The sequence below is a fragment of the Pseudoalteromonas sp. ECSMB14103 genome (genome assembly GCF_000813065.1).
Lineage (GTDB): Bacteria > Pseudomonadota > Gammaproteobacteria > Enterobacterales > Alteromonadaceae > Pseudoalteromonas > Pseudoalteromonas marina.
Genome location: NZ_JWGY01000003.1, coordinates 267,177 through 283,327, shown reverse-complemented (window position 1 = coordinate 283,327; position 16,151 = coordinate 267,177). Strand labels below are relative to the sequence as shown.

At 39.0% G+C, this 16,151-nt stretch carries 15 protein-coding genes; 8 read left to right on the top strand and 7 right to left on the bottom strand.

Features of this window, described 5'->3' with window-relative positions; genetic code table 11:
* Nucleotides 1–22: 22 nt before the first annotated feature.
* From hisH to hisG, 5 genes are read right to left on the bottom strand one after another with little or no spacing between them, the layout of a single operon-like run.
* The gene (gene hisH / locus RF53_RS09040) at nt 23–613 is read right to left on the bottom strand and encodes an imidazole glycerol phosphate synthase subunit HisH (protein WP_004586382.1); all 591 of its coding nucleotides are present in this window, start codon (nt 611–613) and stop codon (nt 23–25) included.
* Nucleotides 610–1,671 (bottom strand): bifunctional histidinol-phosphatase/imidazoleglycerol-phosphate dehydratase HisB, encoded by a 1,062-nt coding sequence (hisB, locus tag RF53_RS09035; protein ID WP_039037380.1) that lies wholly within the window; start codon nt 1,669–1,671, stop codon nt 610–612. Before hisB ends, hisH begins: the two co-directional genes overlap by 4 nt.
* Nucleotides 1,668–2,777, bottom strand: a complete 1,110-nt coding sequence (hisC, locus tag RF53_RS09030) for a histidinol-phosphate transaminase (RefSeq protein ID WP_039037379.1) — start codon at nt 2,775–2,777, stop codon at nt 1,668–1,670. Before hisC ends, hisB begins: the two co-directional genes overlap by 4 nt.
* On the bottom strand, nt 2,767–4,068 hold the full coding sequence (hisD, locus tag RF53_RS09025) for a histidinol dehydrogenase (RefSeq protein WP_039037378.1): 1,302 nt from the start codon (nt 4,066–4,068) through the stop codon (nt 2,767–2,769). Before hisD ends, hisC begins: the two co-directional genes overlap by 11 nt.
* 5 nt (nt 4,069–4,073) lie before the next feature.
* Nucleotides 4,074–4,973, bottom strand: a complete 900-nt coding sequence (gene hisG / locus RF53_RS09020; protein WP_008129142.1) for an ATP phosphoribosyltransferase — start codon at nt 4,971–4,973, stop codon at nt 4,074–4,076.
* A 407-nt stretch (nt 4,974–5,380) separates the two neighbouring features.
* On the opposite strand from hisG, the gene RF53_RS09015 reads away from it, so the two are divergent.
* Nucleotides 5,381–5,629: a hypothetical protein gene (locus RF53_RS09015; RefSeq protein WP_006793450.1), complete on the top strand. Its 249-nt coding sequence runs from the start codon at nt 5,381–5,383 to the stop codon at nt 5,627–5,629.
* Between the two features lie 21 nt (nt 5,630–5,650).
* Here the strand turns inward: RF53_RS09015 and RF53_RS09010 are convergent, their stop codons facing one another.
* Nucleotides 5,651–6,601 (bottom strand): GlxA family transcriptional regulator, encoded by a 951-nt coding sequence (locus tag RF53_RS09010; RefSeq protein WP_039037377.1) that lies wholly within the window; start codon nt 6,599–6,601, stop codon nt 5,651–5,653.
* A 196-nt stretch (nt 6,602–6,797) separates the two neighbouring features.
* Between RF53_RS09010 and RF53_RS09005 the strand changes: the two genes are divergently transcribed.
* From RF53_RS09005 to RF53_RS08990, 4 genes are all read left to right on the top strand, one after another.
* Nucleotides 6,798–7,421 carry a transglutaminase-like domain-containing protein gene (locus RF53_RS09005; RefSeq protein ID WP_039037376.1) on the top strand — a complete coding sequence of 208 codons (624 nt, stop codon included), beginning with the start codon at nt 6,798–6,800 and terminating at the stop codon, nt 7,419–7,421.
* Nucleotides 7,422–7,550: 129 nt separating this feature from the next.
* On the top strand, nt 7,551–9,467 hold the full coding sequence (locus RF53_RS09000) for an ATP-dependent DNA helicase (RefSeq protein WP_039037375.1): 1,917 nt from the start codon (nt 7,551–7,553) through the stop codon (nt 9,465–9,467).
* Nucleotides 9,468–9,476: 9 nt separating this feature from the next.
* A complete protein-coding gene (gene tsaB / locus RF53_RS08995; RefSeq protein WP_006793454.1) occupies nt 9,477–10,178 on the top strand; it encodes a tRNA (adenosine(37)-N6)-threonylcarbamoyltransferase complex dimerization subunit type 1 TsaB in 702 nt (233 codons plus the stop codon).
* A 76-nt stretch (nt 10,179–10,254) separates the two neighbouring features.
* Nucleotides 10,255–10,584 carry a hypothetical protein gene (locus RF53_RS08990; protein WP_008129130.1) on the top strand — a complete coding sequence of 110 codons (330 nt, stop codon included), beginning with the start codon at nt 10,255–10,257 and terminating at the stop codon, nt 10,582–10,584.
* Between the two features lie 97 nt (nt 10,585–10,681).
* Here the strand turns inward: RF53_RS08990 and RF53_RS08985 are convergent, their stop codons facing one another.
* Nucleotides 10,682–11,971 carry an alkaline phosphatase gene (locus tag RF53_RS08985; protein ID WP_039037374.1) on the bottom strand — a complete coding sequence of 430 codons (1,290 nt, stop codon included), beginning with the start codon at nt 11,969–11,971 and terminating at the stop codon, nt 10,682–10,684.
* Between the two features lie 359 nt (nt 11,972–12,330).
* Here RF53_RS08985 and RF53_RS08980 point away from each other — a divergent pair, with 359 nt between their 5' ends.
* The 3 genes from RF53_RS08980 to rnd all read left to right on the top strand — a co-directional run bounded on the left by RF53_RS08980 (nt 12,331) and on the right by rnd (nt 16,132).
* Nucleotides 12,331–13,182, top strand: coding sequence for an alpha/beta hydrolase (locus tag RF53_RS08980; RefSeq protein ID WP_039037373.1), 852 nt, complete (start codon nt 12,331–12,333; stop codon nt 13,180–13,182).
* A gap of 115 nt (nt 13,183–13,297) precedes the next feature.
* Nucleotides 13,298–14,950, top strand: coding sequence for a long-chain-fatty-acid--CoA ligase FadD (gene fadD / locus RF53_RS08975; RefSeq protein ID WP_006793459.1), 1,653 nt, complete (start codon nt 13,298–13,300; stop codon nt 14,948–14,950).
* Nucleotides 14,951–15,001: 51 nt separating this feature from the next.
* Nucleotides 15,002–16,132, top strand: a complete 1,131-nt coding sequence (gene rnd / locus RF53_RS08970; protein WP_008131726.1) for a ribonuclease D — start codon at nt 15,002–15,004, stop codon at nt 16,130–16,132.
* Nucleotides 16,133–16,151 lie beyond the last annotated feature (19 nt).

Below are 16,151 nucleotides of genomic sequence, written 5' to 3'. Positions count from 1 at the left end.
TTATTGTTGGTTAATGGGCCGTTTATAACTGCCAATCAACAAAATTTTGTAATAAACGTGTGCCTACTTTTGCACTGCGCTCTGGGTGAAATTGCATGCCAGCGTAGTTGTCTTTTGCAACTATGGCTGAAAAGGTTTGGCCGTATTCGCCGCTTACAAGTGTTGCATCGTTTACGGTGTGCGCAAAGCTATGTACAAAGTACACTTGCTCGTCTTGTGTTAAGCCTTTGGTGAGTGCATGCTCTTTATTTACGCTTAAGTTATTCCAACCCATATGCGGCGATGTTAAATTGCCAACATCAAGGGCTTTTACTTGGCCTGGTATTTTACCTAAGCATTGTACGTTACCTTCTTCGGTGCTTTCGCACAGTAACTGCATACCTAAGCAAATTCCCATAAGTGGGCGCTGGTATTCGTTTATAGCTTGTTGCCAGCCGTTATCTACAAGGCGTTTCATGGCAACAGATGCATGTCCAACGCCTGGTAATATTGCACGCTCAAAACCAGCTAATTGCTCTGGTGAGGTAATGACTGTTGGCGTTTGACCTAAGCGTTCAAAGGCAAAGCGTACTGAATTTATATTGGCACACCCGGTATTAATTATGGCAATCATAAACATCCCTTAGAGCTGGCTGTTTGTTGGGTCGTGTCTTGTGCTATTGCCATACGAAGGGCACGTGAAAACGCTTTAAATAAGCCTTCTACTTGGTGATGACAGTTACCGTCGCTGACCGATAAAATAAGGCTAATAGCGGCATTATCGCTTAAGCTTTTGAAAAAGTGCTCCACCATTTGTACGTCTAAATCGCCTGCTTTTTCGCGGCTAAAATTAGCGTTTAATACAAACGAAGCGCGCCCCGATAAGTCAATTTGTGCTTCAGCTTTACATTCATCCATAGGTAGCGCAAAACCATAGCGCGCTATTTGCGATTTAGTGCCAAGCGCTTGTTTAAGCGCAACACCTAGGGCAATACCTATGTCTTCAACAAGGTGGTGCTCGTCTATGTGTAAATCGCCTTTCGCTTTAATATTTAGACCAATGTTGGCGTGGGTGCGAATTTGATCAAGCATATGATCAAAAAAGCCAAGGCCTGTTTCGATACTACCGTTTTTAGTTTGATCTAGGTTTATGGCTACATCAATTTGGGTTTCTTTGGTGTTACGCGTAACACGGCCTTCGCGATTGGCAGTTGTAAGCTTTGTAACAATGGCAGGCCAGCTGCCATCATACAAAATGCCTTCACAACATAAATTTTGAGCAAGGCCAATATCGGTTTGGCGATCGCCAATTACATATGAACGTGCTAAATCAACTTTGCCAGAGCGCATAAGCTCAGTTAATAAACCTGTTTTAGGTTTACGGCAATCACAGTTTTGCTCGTCAAAGTGTGGACAAATCAATACTTCATCAAAGCTAATGCCTTGGCTTTGCATTATGTCCATCATTTTATCTTGGGCTATGTCAAAGTCAGCAGTCGGGAAGCTGTCTGTGCCTAAGCCATCTTGATTCGATACCATCACTAAACGGTACCCTGCGGCTTGTAACTGTAATAAAGCCGGGATAACACCAGGTAAAAACGCTAATTTTTCTAGGCTGTCTACCTGTTTGTCGGTGATTGGCTCTTCAATTATGGTGCCGTCACGGTCAATAAATAAATAGGGGTTACTCATGATACTTCTTGTCCTGATAAAAGAGGTGAGGTTGCTGGCTTATCAAGGCCATCTAACCAAATTTTTACTTGCTCAAGTTCTTGCTCATTACCAATGGAGATACGTAGCCAATCGTCTTCACCGTATAGGGTAAACGCGCGCATCACTAAACCTTGTTCAAGTGCTACTTTAAAGTAGTTTTTGTCGGCTAATTTTAAGGTAACAAAGTTACCTTCACCAGTGAGAATTTTTAATGCAGCAGGAGATGCGTTTAACCACTGTACAAGTTTAGCTTTTAAACTATTTAAAATAGTTACTTGTCGGCGCATTGATGTAATGGCATCAGGTGCTATGGCTTGTGCTGCAATACTTGCTACCACACCCGATACCGGATACGGCGCAATCACTTTGCGAATAGGTGCAAGTACACTTTCTTGTGCAAGTGTAAAACCGGTTCTTAGCCCTGCAAGTGCAAACGCTTTAGATAAAGTGCGCAGTACCACTACATTACTATATTCGTTAATCAGCGCTGTAGCACTTTGCTCAGGGCAAAACTCAATATAGGCTTCATCAACAATAACTAAGGCCTTACCGGCAAGCGCTGTTGCCAGTGCTTTTACTTTTTCAAGGGGGGTTATGCTACCTGTTGGGTTATTTGGATTACAAATAAACACCAGTTTTGAGCTGCCCACTGCCTCAACTATTTCATCAACACTGCCATCAAGTAATAGCGCTTGGGTTAAGCCATTGATTGCAACGTTATGCGTATCAGCGGTTACTTTGTACATACCGTAGGTTGGCAAAAATAACGCAATGCTGTCTTTTGCAGGTTCGCAGTAGGTACGTACTAAAAGCTCAATGCCTTCATCGGCGCCGCGCGTCATTAATACGTTTTCGCTTTCAAGCTCTGCATACGCAGCATAGCGGTCAATAACCAATTGTGGTTGTGGATCTGGGTAGCGATTTAAATCTTCAATACTCAGTTCAATATTTTTAGCGTACGGGCTTTCATTGGCATTTAACCACGTTGACCCTGTTAGCTTTTCACTTTTAGCAGAGCTGTAGGCAGCAAGGGCTGCAATATTTTGTGGTAATAAGCTAGTCGCTTGTGCGCTCTCATTGCTCATTTTTAATTGCCTCTAAACGAATTGAAACCGCATTTGCGTGTGCATCAAGGCCTTCTGCATCTGCTAGTGGTAAAATAGCTTTTGACAGCTGTGTTAGGCCACTTTTACTTATAGTTTGTACTGTGTAAGTGCGGAAAAAATCAAGCAAGTTTAAGCTTGAATAGGTTGCACTGTAACCGTAGGTAGGTAACACGTGGTTAGTACCCGATGCGTAATCGCCCGCTGATTCTGGCGTGTAGTCGCCAACAAATACCGAGCCTGCATTTTTTACTTTATCTAAGTAAGGTGTTGAATCTGCTAATTGCAAAATTAAGTGCTCAGGGCCATATTGCGCTGATACGTCAAATGCTTGCTCAACAGAGTCCACTAAAATAAGTGATGAATTAGCCAGAGCTTGCTCGGCTGTCTCTTTGCGGCTTAATTTAACAAGCTGACGTGTAAGAGCCTGCTGCGTTTGCTCAATGATACTTTCGCTGTTACATAATAAAATAACTTGCGAGTCTGCGCCGTGCTCAGCTTGCGAGAGTAAATCTGCCGCTATAAATTCTGGGTTTGCACGCTCATCTGCAATAACTAGTACTTCAGAAGGGCCTGCTGGCATATCGATTGCCATACCAGGAATTGTTTGCGCAACAAGCTGTTTTGCCATCGTTACAAAGCTATTACCCGGGCCAAAAATTTTGTTCACTTTAGGCACTGATTCAGTGCCGTAGGCCATTGCGGCAATTGCACCTGCACCACCACTTTCAATTAAAGTTGTAATGCCACATAACTTAGCTGCATATAATATCGCAGGGTTAATGCTTTCATCACCTTGCACAGGAGTTGCAAGAACGACGGTTTTAGCACCACTTAATTGTGCAAGTACACCTTGCATAATAACCGATGATGGCAGTGGAGCACTGCCACCAGGTACATAAATACCCACAGCTTCGATGGCCTGATATTTCAGTTCACATTCAACGCCAGGTTGGGTTGATAACTTAATATCTTTAGGCAATTGCGCTTCGTGAAAACGTTTAACGTTTGCATAAGCGGTGTCAATTGCGTATTTAAGCTCTGCGCTTAGTGCTTGCTCTGATGCGTTTATTTCATCAAGCGGTACACGTAAACGAGGGTTAGCTCTATTATCAAACTTTTTAGCCATATCAAGTAAGGCTTTATCGCCTTGCTCTTTCACATTGCTCATAATTGTTTGGCATATAGCTTCAACCTTTGCGCTGGCAGAAACCGCAGGGCGCATTAGCGCCGCTGCTTGTACTTGTGAAGATTCCTCATTCCAACGAAGCATGGTACTTACTCCATCATTTTTTCAATTGGCATTACTAAAATAGAGTTAGCGCCTAGGGCTTTAAGCTGCTCCATTGTTTCCCAAAATAATGTTTCGCTGCTTACCATGTGAAGCGCTACGTACTCTTCATTACCAGCAAGTGCAAGTAGAGTAGGTTGGCCAGAGCCTGGTAAAATTTCGCAAATTTCATCAAGTTTAGTTTTTGGCGCGTGTAGCATAATGTATTTGCTTTCTTTAGCTTGTTTAACACCGCGAAGGCGTGGCATAAGCTTATTGATTAGCGCTAGTTTGTCTTCATCTTGCAGGTCTTTATTTTGAATTAAACATGCGTTTGATTCTAAAATTGTATCACCTTGAATCAAGCCGTTCGCTTCTAGCGTTGCACCGGTAGAAACTAAATCACAAATTGCATCAGAAAGACCGGCACGTGGGGCTACTTCTACTGAGCCTGTAAGCATTACAGTGCTTGCATTAATGCCTTCGCGCTTTAACCACTGCGTTAATATTTCTGGGTAGGTTGTTGCAATACGTTTGCCTTCAAACCAGCTTTTATCACGTGGGCCAAGCTCTTGTGGCCATGCAAGTGCAAGGCGGCAGTAACCAAAGTCTAGTTTTGCTAGTTTGCTAACTTCGCTTGGTACACCTTGGCGTTCACGTTCTGCTTGTACTTCTACTAGTACGTTTTCGCCAACAATACCTAAATCACAAACACCGTCCATTACTAAGCCCGGAATATCGTCATCGCGCACACGAAGTACGTCAATTGGCATATTAGTTGAGTGTGCAATTAAGCGTTGCTCACGTAGGTTTAATTTAACACCTAGTTGCTTTAGTAAATCTTGACAATCTTTAGACAGGCGTCCGCCTTTTTGGATGGCGATACGTAGACGATTTGTGTTATTCATTATTCATTTTCCTTTAATTTAAAAACTAAAAACCCCGAGGGGAACCTCAGGGCGAAAATGAATCAATGTGTTTTGAATCGCCAGAGGTTCCTTTTAGGAATAACCTCTCAGCGAAAGACCTGACAGGTTATTCCGGTGAATGGTGGTGATGATGTACTGTTGTCAGGTTTAAGCGCATTTTATTTCCTTTGTGCTGCTCGTTACTAACGTAACGCTCAACAAATATCTGTTTTAATAAATTTCGCGATTATAAAAACATATTATGCACCACTATGGCAAGTGTTTTTTAAGCTTAATTAAAGCATATCTTATAACTGCCGATACTATAGATGTAACCGCATTAGTTTGTATTATATCAATTGGTTGATTTTCACTCACAACTAGGCTTTGGCTTTAAGGATGTATTAATGGATATGATGATCCCTTATTTGGGTAGAATAACGCGACTGTCAATTGAAACTAAAGGGGCATTCCATATTGCAGGTGTGCAAAATAGCGCGGCGAGTGAAAAAGTAGAACTTGAAAACAAAAAAAAGAGAGAATTACAGAAAAAGAAAAAACTAAACGGTTTAAGTGATGAGACTCAACCATCAACCCATAAAAAAAGCGTTAATCAAGATGACGATGGTATCGAGCATTTAGACACATGGGCATAAGTGCCCAAAAATTAAAACTTATTATTCATTTTTACGCCACTTTGCGGGTGTTATCCCTGTATTTTTTTTAAACAGGCGGGTGAAGAAACTGCTGTTTTCGTAGCCTACGTTAATTGATATTTCGTTTACGGTTTTATCTGTAGACAGTAACAGTTTTTTGGCTTTGTCTATTCTCACTTCTTGCACATACCTATTTATAGATATACCGGTTGCTTGCGTAAATCGTCTCTTTAAATTGCGTTCACTAAAATTAAAGTATTTTGCTAACTCAACGATTGTGATTACGCTGCTTGAGTGATTATAGATCCAGTCTTGCACTTCACTAATTTTTTCGTCTCTGTGGCTACTATATTTTGGTAATGCAAAATTTAACTGACCAGAGTCAGAAATAAGTAAATGTGTGGCACATTGCTGGGAAAAGCGATCGCCTTTGTCTTTTGCAACTATTTCTAGTAGTACACTTATTCCCGCCTCAAAAGAGCCCGTTGTATAGATACTTCCCATTTTTAAATACGATTTATGATTAATAAACTGGCAGTCGGGAAATAGTTTACTCAATGGTTTAATCAAACTCCAATGAGTTGCAATGGCTGTTTTATTTAACTCGCCTGTGGCGGCTAAAAAATAAGAACCAGTGCTTAAGCTGAGAATAGACGTACTACTATTGATTTTAGGTATTAACCATTCAATTATTAATATACTGCTAGAGGGCATACTCTTTAATTTAGAACCCTCAATTGGTGGAATAATCACTAAATCATACGGTTTGTCAGAAAGCGAATTATCGGCAACAACAATTGAATTACTTGAGCTTGTTATAGGTGCACCGTCTGTCGTAACTATTTCTACGTTATAACTTTGAGGCAATAAATAATGCGAGTCGAGTAACGAAACAATGGTAAAAAAGTCTTTAGCTAATAATACGCTGACGGCCCAGCATCCCTCGTAGGCAATAATTGCTATATTTTTCATAATTTCATTTGGCCCAATCGGACTGTTAAAAGTACCCGTGCAGACATATTATTTTAATTTTTGTATTAGTAACATTAAAACCTACTTCAAATAGCGGTTATTTTTTAAGTGGCTGTTTTAAAGGTTGTTTTATTTAATATTAAATGCATTTTAAATATTTTAATTTATAAAAATCAGAGTCACAAAGGGGAATGGTTTGCAGCAGTATATACAAAATGATGCTTATTTTAATCAAAAGCACATTGAAATAAATAACTGGTTGAAAAATGTTAAAGGCCATGACGAACGTACTAAGGCCGTATCAATTTATTATCTTGTAAGAGATGGAATTAAATATGATCCTTTTACACTTTTAGATGGGGCAAAGTCACTTAGTAGCGACTATTGCTTAGACAATAAAGCAGCATACTGTATTCCAAAGGCATCATTACAAATTGCATTGAGCCGAGCTATTAATATTCCTGCCCGCTTGGGTTTGGCTGATGTTCGTAATCATTTAAGTACACCTAAGTTAGACAAGTTACTAAAAAATGATGTGTTTACAATGCACGCTTATGTAGAGCAGTTTATTGAGGGAAAGTGGGTGAAATCGACACCTGCCTTTAATAAAGAGCTGTGTGATCTCGTTAATATAAAGCCATTAGAATTTGATGGGGTTAACCACTCTTTATTTCATCAATTTACTGCTGACGGCGAAAAGCATATGGAGTATTTAAAAGATCATGGTCAATTTGCGGCAATGCCAACGGCACTTATTAACAAAAATTGTGATCACTATTACCCGCATTTAGCTCTCGATTTTTCAAATATTGGTGGGTAAATATTTTATATGGGTTGCTCCTTTTGCAGTCTTTAGTACTTAATTATAATTTTTTATATTTTGTTAGGAGGGGGATTTGCTTGCCCTTGGTTACAGCCTTACGTAAAATCGCGCTATTGTTTTTAAAATGTGATTGCTGTTATCAAACAATTGTTTAGTGCAACCGGCCCTTTAGCGTTATCTTTTGATGGCTACACACCACGTCAACCGCAAATTGATATGGCCGTTGCAGTTGCCCAAGCGTTAAAAAACAGTTCCCAACTCGTTGTTGAGGCCGGCACAGGTACGGGCAAAACGTTCGCTTACTTGGCACCCGCGCTTAGGTCTAAGGGTAGAACAATTATTTCTACTGGCTCTAAAGCACTACAAGAGCAACTGTATCATCGTGATTTACCACAATTAGTAAAGGCACTCAGTGCTACAAAAAAAACGGCCTTACTAAAAGGTCGCGCTAATTACTTATGTACTTACAGGCTAAATCAACATGTTGCGCATGTGCCTACAGACGATCCCGATGTTATGCATCAACTTGCCATGGTTGCTAAATTTGCAAGTGAAACACAATCAGGCGATTTAGCTGATTGTATTGGTATAGAAGATGACGCCAAAGTTTTACCTTATGTGAACTCCACTGCAGATAATTGTTTAGGTAAAGAGTGTCCAGACTTTCAAGAGTGTTACATACGAAAAGCGCGTTTAACTGCTGCTGAAGCTGACGTTGTTGTTATTAATCATCACTTATTTTTTGCAGATATGGCTGTTAAAGAAAGTGGCTTTGCTGAATTGATGCCCACAGCCGACGCTTATATTTTTGATGAAGCTCACCAACTAAGCGAAATTGCCAGCGACTATTTTGGTGAAAGTGTAAGTACTAAAAAGCTGGTGGATTTAATTAACGATTTACGCGCGATATACCGAGCTGAAATTCCTGATATGTTACAACTTGGTAAAAGCTTGAATAAATTAGAGACCAGTGTAGCTGATTTACGCTTGCAGTTTGGTGTCGATGGCAGTAGAGGTGATTGGCGAGAAAAGCTTAGCGATAAGCAAATATGTGCAGCACTGCATCGTGTCATTAGCGATTTGGACTTTGTTTATCAAGTACTAAAATTATGCTTAGACAGAAGCGATAAAATAGAACACCCGTTTGAACGGGCTTTAGCATTTAAAGGTCAATTAGAGCGGGTTTTTGATACAGCACAAACTGGTTTTAGTTACTGGTATGAGACAACACGGCGCTTTTTAACTATAAATATTACGCCGTTAAATGTATCGGCAAAATTTTCACAAATGATGCAAGATACCGGTGCTGCATTTGTGTTTACCTCTGCAACGCTTTCGGTTGATAATAAGCTTGACCACTTTAATGCAAGCTTAGGGCTAAAACCAGCACAAAGCATGATGGTTGACAGCCCGTTTGATTACCCAAACCAAGCATTATTGTGTTTGCCAAGATACTTGCCAGAATCGCATGCTGATAATATGCCTCATGCTATTGTAAAATTAACCCTTGAGCTTATAAAATCAGCGCAAGGGCGCTGTTTTGTGCTTTTTACAAGTTACCGTATGATGCATTTAGTTGCAGAGGGGCTCACAACGCAAATAGACTACCCCGTTTATATGCAAGGGCAAATGTCTAAGCGGATTATTTTAGAAAAATTTACCCGCCATGGTAATGCAGTTCTACTCGGTACGGCATCATTTTGGGAAGGGGTAGATGTGAGAGGCAGTACATTAAGCTGTGTTATTATAGATAAATTGCCTTTTGCAGCGCCAGACGACCCCTTGTTGCAAGCTAAAATGCAGGATTGCCAAATGCAGGGAAAAGACCCATTTGCACATATCCAATTACCACAAGCAGTTATTGCCTTAAAGCAAGGTGTAGGGCGATTAATTCGCGATAGCAAAGATAAAGGCGTGCTTGTTATATGTGATAATAGATTAGTAACACGCCAATATGGTCAAGTGTTCTTAAAAAGCTTACCTGCAATGCGTCGTACGCGAAGCTTAGAAGTCGCTAATACATTTTTACAACAAATTAATTAGAGTAATAAAATGATCAAAAGTAATATTCTTGCCCTTGATGCTTCAACAGAAGCACTATCACTTGTTTTACATTATAAGGGAGAGACATTTCATCATTTTGAAGAGTGCCCTCAGCAGCATAGTCAAAAAATTCTACCTTTGATTGATGAGTTATTGGCCAAAGCAAATTGTAAATTAAAAGAACTGGATGTTATTGGTTTTGGCCAAGGGCCCGGTAGTTTTACAGGCGTAAGAATTAGTGTTGCTATAGCTCAAGGGTTAGCGTACTCAACTAATTTACCATTGGTAGGTGTTTCTACATTGGCTGTTATGGCGCAACAAGCATACGAGCAAAACAACAGCTCACTTGTTTTTCCAAGTATAGATGCGCGTATGGGTGAAATTTACTTTGCACAATACCAAGAAAATAATGGTTTAATGGAATTAGTTAATAACGAGTGTGTTATTAAACCTGAACTTTTAACTAATGAGTATATAACGAGTAACGAAGCATCAGTTGCAGTAGGCACAGGTTTTAAAACGTACCCTGATGCATTAGCAAACTTTGAAAACATCACTATTAATACAGACATAACATTACCAGATGCACGTTTTATGCTTGCCTTTGTTGATGCCGCATTTATTGCAGGCCAGGGCGTTCAAGCAAGTGATGCCCAACCAAAGTACGTTCGTGATACTGTAACATGGAAAAAGTTACCAGGGCGCGAATAAAACAGTACCGCGTTAATTTGCAAATTGGTTGTTTTTAAATCATAATTTTAGTTATGTTTAAGGTTGGAGAAGCGTGATGACGCTGCCTATTGGCTCAGGTTTTTTTACAGGTGATATTCCTGGTAGAGTAATCCCTGCTAAGGGAGTAATTGCAAGACCACAAGGTTTGGCAGATCAAGCTGCTGCTCAAAAAACAAATACTGATTATGTAAAAACCAGTGCCGAGGGTGTTGAGCTTGCTAATCGATTGTTCAAAACTAGCGCAAAGGGTGAAAACTTCAGCCAAACAATTTACGACCAGCCTAGTGCAAAAAATAGCAAAGCCATTTCTACCTATACTGAGTTTGCAAATTTAGAACGCAGAGCTGAAGTACAAAATTTAATAGGGGTAGATATTTACGCTTAAAAGTAATCAACCTTTAATAAAAAAACCGAACATTGTGAAGTGACCCCCAATAGTTGGACAATCCAATTACTGGGGGTTTTTTTGCTTTATACGTATTTTACTGTTCTATAAAGTGTATTAACTTATCAGCTATATCTGTATTATTTTGAGAGCCAACAAATTGCTCACTCCCTTTACCATAAGCAAAAACTTGTACGTCTACTGCAGTATGGCCACCCGTAGTCCATCCAGTAAAGCTTGTGTCACTAATAATACTTTTAACGGCTAAGTTGAGTGCTTTGTCACCCATAGATTTAGCTTGCTCAAGTTTTATTTTGTTTTCAGGGGTAAATGCAATGCTGGTATATTTATTCCACACTGATTTTAAATCATCAGACTCAAGTAAGTGTTGTGTAATTGCACCCGCTGTTGCTTTTACGCCATGCACAACATCTGCTTCCCACTTATATTGGCCGTGCGCACCCAATGTTAAGCCACCTGTAGAGTGATCAGCAGTTATAACTAATAAAGTATCTTTATTTTTATCAACATAGGCTTTAGCTTTTTCGATAGCAGATGCAAAGTCATCCATTTCGGCCATGGCACAGGCTATATCATTTGCATGCCCACACCAATCAATTTGGCTACCTTCAATCATTACAAAAAAACCATCTTTATTTTGATTGTCTAGAAGGTCGAGTGCTTTAGAAGTAAGCTTAGTTAACCTTGTTGGGTTTTCGTCTAACGCAAAAGGTAAGCCTTTAGTGGCATATAAACCGATAGCTGGAAGTTGCGTAATTTGATTAAGGTTTTGAATATCGTCACCATACTGGTAACCCGCTGCTTTAAATTCGTCAACTAAATTTCTATCGTCTCGAATAAAGTATTTAGTACCACCACCCAGCATTAGGTCAACGGGTAGTTTGCCTGCAATTTTATTATCAATATAATCATTAGCAATTTCGTCGTAATTATTACGTGATTCATTATGAGCGGCAAAGCTTGCTGGTGTAGCGTGGTTTATTTGTGATGTAGCTAATAGGGCTGTAGTCATGCCTCGCTGTTTAGCGATTTCAAGCATTGTTTTAAGTGGTTTTTTATCAGTATCTACGGCAATTGCACCATTATAACTTTTATGCCCGCTGCTCAACGCTGTCGCACTTGCGGCGCTATCGGTTACAACTGTGTGATCGTCAGGGTAAGTACGCGCCATTCCTGTCAGCATGGTATCAAAAACAGTTTGCTCAACAGACTTTGTAGTGGGGTCATCTTTAAAATAACGATAAGCAGTAGTATAAGCAGGCCCCATGCCATCACCAATCATATAAATTACATTTTTAGGTGCAGTTTCGGCCATTGCACCAGATGCAGTGCACATTAGAGCTAACACACTTAATTGTTTTTTCATGTTTTATGTACCTTTTGAGTGTACTTTATTAATAGCTAAATTATTGTATACCTTAACTATGATAAATAAATTAATAGATTGCGACAAATGATGATTTAGCTATATATAAGCTGATTATTGTGCGTAAAAATTATTGTAAAGCCGTTAAAATATCTATTAGGAAACACCAAATAACAAAAAACACACACATAATAGTCGAGCTAAATTAAAAATAACATTATGAATAAATGACGGTTTTTATTTATTCTTCTAGGTTGCAGTTGTAGCCTCAGCGACTAAAATAACAAACATTTAGTGAAACTATTTAGTGGTCTGACAACTTGTATGTTATAAATTTACAAAAATAAAAAGAGGTTTATGTGCGGCCATTTAATATTAAAACACGTAATTTAGATATTCATGGTTTAAAAATAGGCTCTGGTGAAGAGGTAGTAATAGCACTTCACGGTTGGTTAGATAATTGTAAAAGTTTTAAGCCCATGCTTGATGGTCAAAAGCCAGAGCAAACTTGGTACTGTATTGATTTTTCTGGACATGGTTTAACATCGTGGCGCAGTGATGACGCACATTACTATTTTGTTGATTACATCGATGATGTTTATCAATTTATTGAAGCCATTGGTGCTGACAAAGTTCATTTAGTCGGGCATTCTATGGGAGCTATGGTCGCGGGTCTTTTCGCCAGTTGCTTTAGTCAAATGGTTAAATCGGTAAATTTTATTGAGGGTATTGGCTGCGTAACAACACCCAGCGATGAAGTTACGGAGCAACTAAAAAATGCTGTGCTTAATCGTGCAAGAACGCATAATAAAAAAACAAGAATATATCCCTGTAAAAAAGATATTTACGAGGCACGGTCTAAAACAACCGACTTAGATGTTGAATTAATTTCGCTATTGATGGAACGAAATATCAAAGCAGTCTCTAAGGGTTTTGCACTTACAACCGATCCTAAGCTCAAAAATCATTCAGGTTTTAGGTTAGATGAAGTGCAATGTATTGGTGCAATAAAAGAATTAATTGCACCATGCCAATTAATTTTAGGTAACCAAGGTTACGCGTTTGTAAAACAAAATTTAGAAAAGTATATTAATTATTACAATGACTTGAGTGTAATTAATGTGGAGGGTGGGCACCATTGCCATATGCAAAGTAGCAAAGAATGTTATGAACACATTCAAGCATTTATGGTTCAAAGTGGTGCACGTTAATTGTATATTGACGTTAAATGTGGGATTATTCCCGCATTAGAGTATTTGCTCAATTGTTAAAGTGCCTTACTTAGATTAAGGTTAATAAAAATATAACTATAAACAGGGGCTAAGAGTGGAAAAAATCTGGCTTAAGCGCTACCCAGAAGGTATGCCTGAAACAATCGATCCTGAGCATTACAACTCGTTACTCGAAGTGTTCGAAAAAAGTTTTTCTGATTACAAAGATTTACCTGCATTCACAAACATGGGTAAAACGTTGTCGTATGAAGAAATAGACACAGCAACTAAAAAAGTTGCCTCGTATATTCAAAATGATTTGGGACTCAAAAAAGGCGACAAAGTTGCCGTAATGATGCCTAACTTATTACAAACACCTATTTCTATTTTAGGTATTTTACGCGCCGGGTGTGTGGTAGTTAACGTTAACCCTTTATACACTGTACGTGAGCTCGAACATCAGTTAAAAGATTCAGACACAAGCGCCATTTTCATTCTTGCAAACTTTGCAGATACTCTTGAAAAGGCTTTAGGTAAAACAGACGTTAAACACATCGTGGTTACTCAAGTTGGTGACATGGTGGGTGGCCTTAAAAAGCACATTGTTAACTTTGTTGTTAAGCACGTTAAAAAAATGGTGCCTAAATACAACTTACCAAACACGATTAAATTTTCAGATTTGTTAAACGCTGACGAAAACGCTTACACACGCCCTGAATTAAATTTATCTGACCTAGCATTTTTACAATACACAGGCGGTACGACCGGTGTATCTAAAGGTGCTATGTTGAGCCATGGTAATATGGTGGGTAACCTTGAGCAGGTGTCTGGTTGTTTAGATAAGGTACTAAACCGTGGAACAGAAGTGGTTGTTACTGCACTTCCGCTTTACCATATCTTTGCACTTACGGCTAACTGCTTAACGTTCATGAAATATGGTGGTTTAAACTTATTGATTACTAATCCGCGTGATATGCCGGGTTTTGTAAAAGAGTTAAGTCAAACTAAATTTACAGCAATCACCGGTGTTAACACATTATTTAATGGTTTACTAAACACACCAGGTTTTGATGAACTTGATTTTAGCCACCTAAAAATGTCGTTAGGTGGTGGTATGGCTGTTCAACGTCCTGTTGCTGAAAAGTGGCAAAAAGTGACGGGGTCAAAACTGATGGAAGGCTACGGCCTTACTGAATGTGCTCCACTTGTTACAATTAGCCCTTACGACTTAGAGTCTTATAACGGTTCTATTGGTTTACCTGCACCAAATACTGACATTAAGCTAATGCTTGAGAATGGTGAAGAGGCAGCTAAAGGTGAGCCTGGCGAATTATGCGTTAAAGGCCCTCAGGTTATGCTTGGCTATTACAAGCGCCCAGATGCCACAGCCGAATGTTTACAAGACGGTTGGTTCGCAACAGGTGACATTGCTACATATGACGATGAAGGCTTCTTCTATATAGTAGATCGTAAAAAAGACATGATCATAGTATCTGGCTTTAACGTTTTCCCAAATGAGATTGAAGAAGTTGTTGCAATGCACGACGGTGTGCTTGAAGTGGCGGCTGTTGGTATACCTCATGATGTCAGCGGTGAACAAGTTAAAGTTTTTGTTGTTAAAAAAGACCCTTCTTTAACTGAAAAAGATATAATAAACCATTGTCGTGATAATTTAACTAATTACAAGGTTCCAAAACTCGTTGAGTTTAGGGATGAGTTACCTAAAACAAACGTAGGTAAAATACTCAGACGAGCCTTGAAAGATTAGAAAACTATAAAAAAGCCGGCATTAGCCGGCTTTTTTATTGTAGGAGACTAAGTGCAATATCAATTAATTCAAACACAAGTTCAGCTTAATACCTTTGTTGAGCAGATCCAAAATAAGCCTATATTAGCTATTGATACCGAGTTTATGCGTCGTCGCACTTTGTATCCAGAAGTTGCACTGATTCAGGTTTTTGACGGTGAGCATTTAGCACTTATCGATCCTTTAGCTGAGCTCTCGTTATTTGATTTTTGGCAGGTTTTAAAAGACCCCGCAGTTTTAAAAGTGCTTCATTCACCATCTGAAGACATTGAAGTATTTCAAAAATATGCTGGGTTTGTTCCTGCACCATTGTTTGATACTCAATTTGCTTTGCAATTGCTTGGTGAAGGAAACTGTATGGGGTTTGCCCTTATGGTTAAAACACTCCTAGGTATTGAAATAGATAAAAGCGAATCACGTACCAATTGGCTACAACGACCGCTAACTACTAAGCAACTTGATTATGCTGCCGCTGATACATTTCATTTATTACCGTGCTTTGAATTAATTATCGATCGCATCAACAAAGCTGACTTGTTTGAGATTGTGTTGGATGAGAGCGAATTAATTGCTAATAAGCGAGCTTTTCAAACACCGGATGAATTGCTCTATAAAGATATTAAAAATGCTTGGCAGTTAAAACCACATGAATTAGCTGTATTAAAAGAGCTAGCTATATGGCGCCGTAATAAAGCAATACGTAAAAACCTTGCTCTCAATTTTGTGTTGAAAGAACATAACATGACCGAAATAGCTAAGCGAGGGCCATCTAGTTTAAATTCATTGCGTCAAATACCGGGTGTAGAATCGATTGAAGTTAATCGCTCAGGCGTTGAGATTTTAAAGTGTATAGAAAAAGCTAAAGCAATTGCTGTTGACGAGCACCCGCAAGTGTTGAAGCGTTTAATCGATTTTCCTAATTATAAACAAACGGCAAAAGATATTAAGCAAAAAATAACGAAAGTTGCTAAAGCTAATAATATTCCCGAGGATGTTTTAGCATCTAAAAAACAAGTAAATCAATTAATTAGCTGGAATTGGAAGTTAACGGCAGAGCAAAAAATGACACATATAAAGCCAGATTTATTGAGCTCTTGGCGTTATAGCTTTATTAAAGAAGCTTTAAAAGAGTGGGATACCTAAAAGGTTAATATTTTAGTAG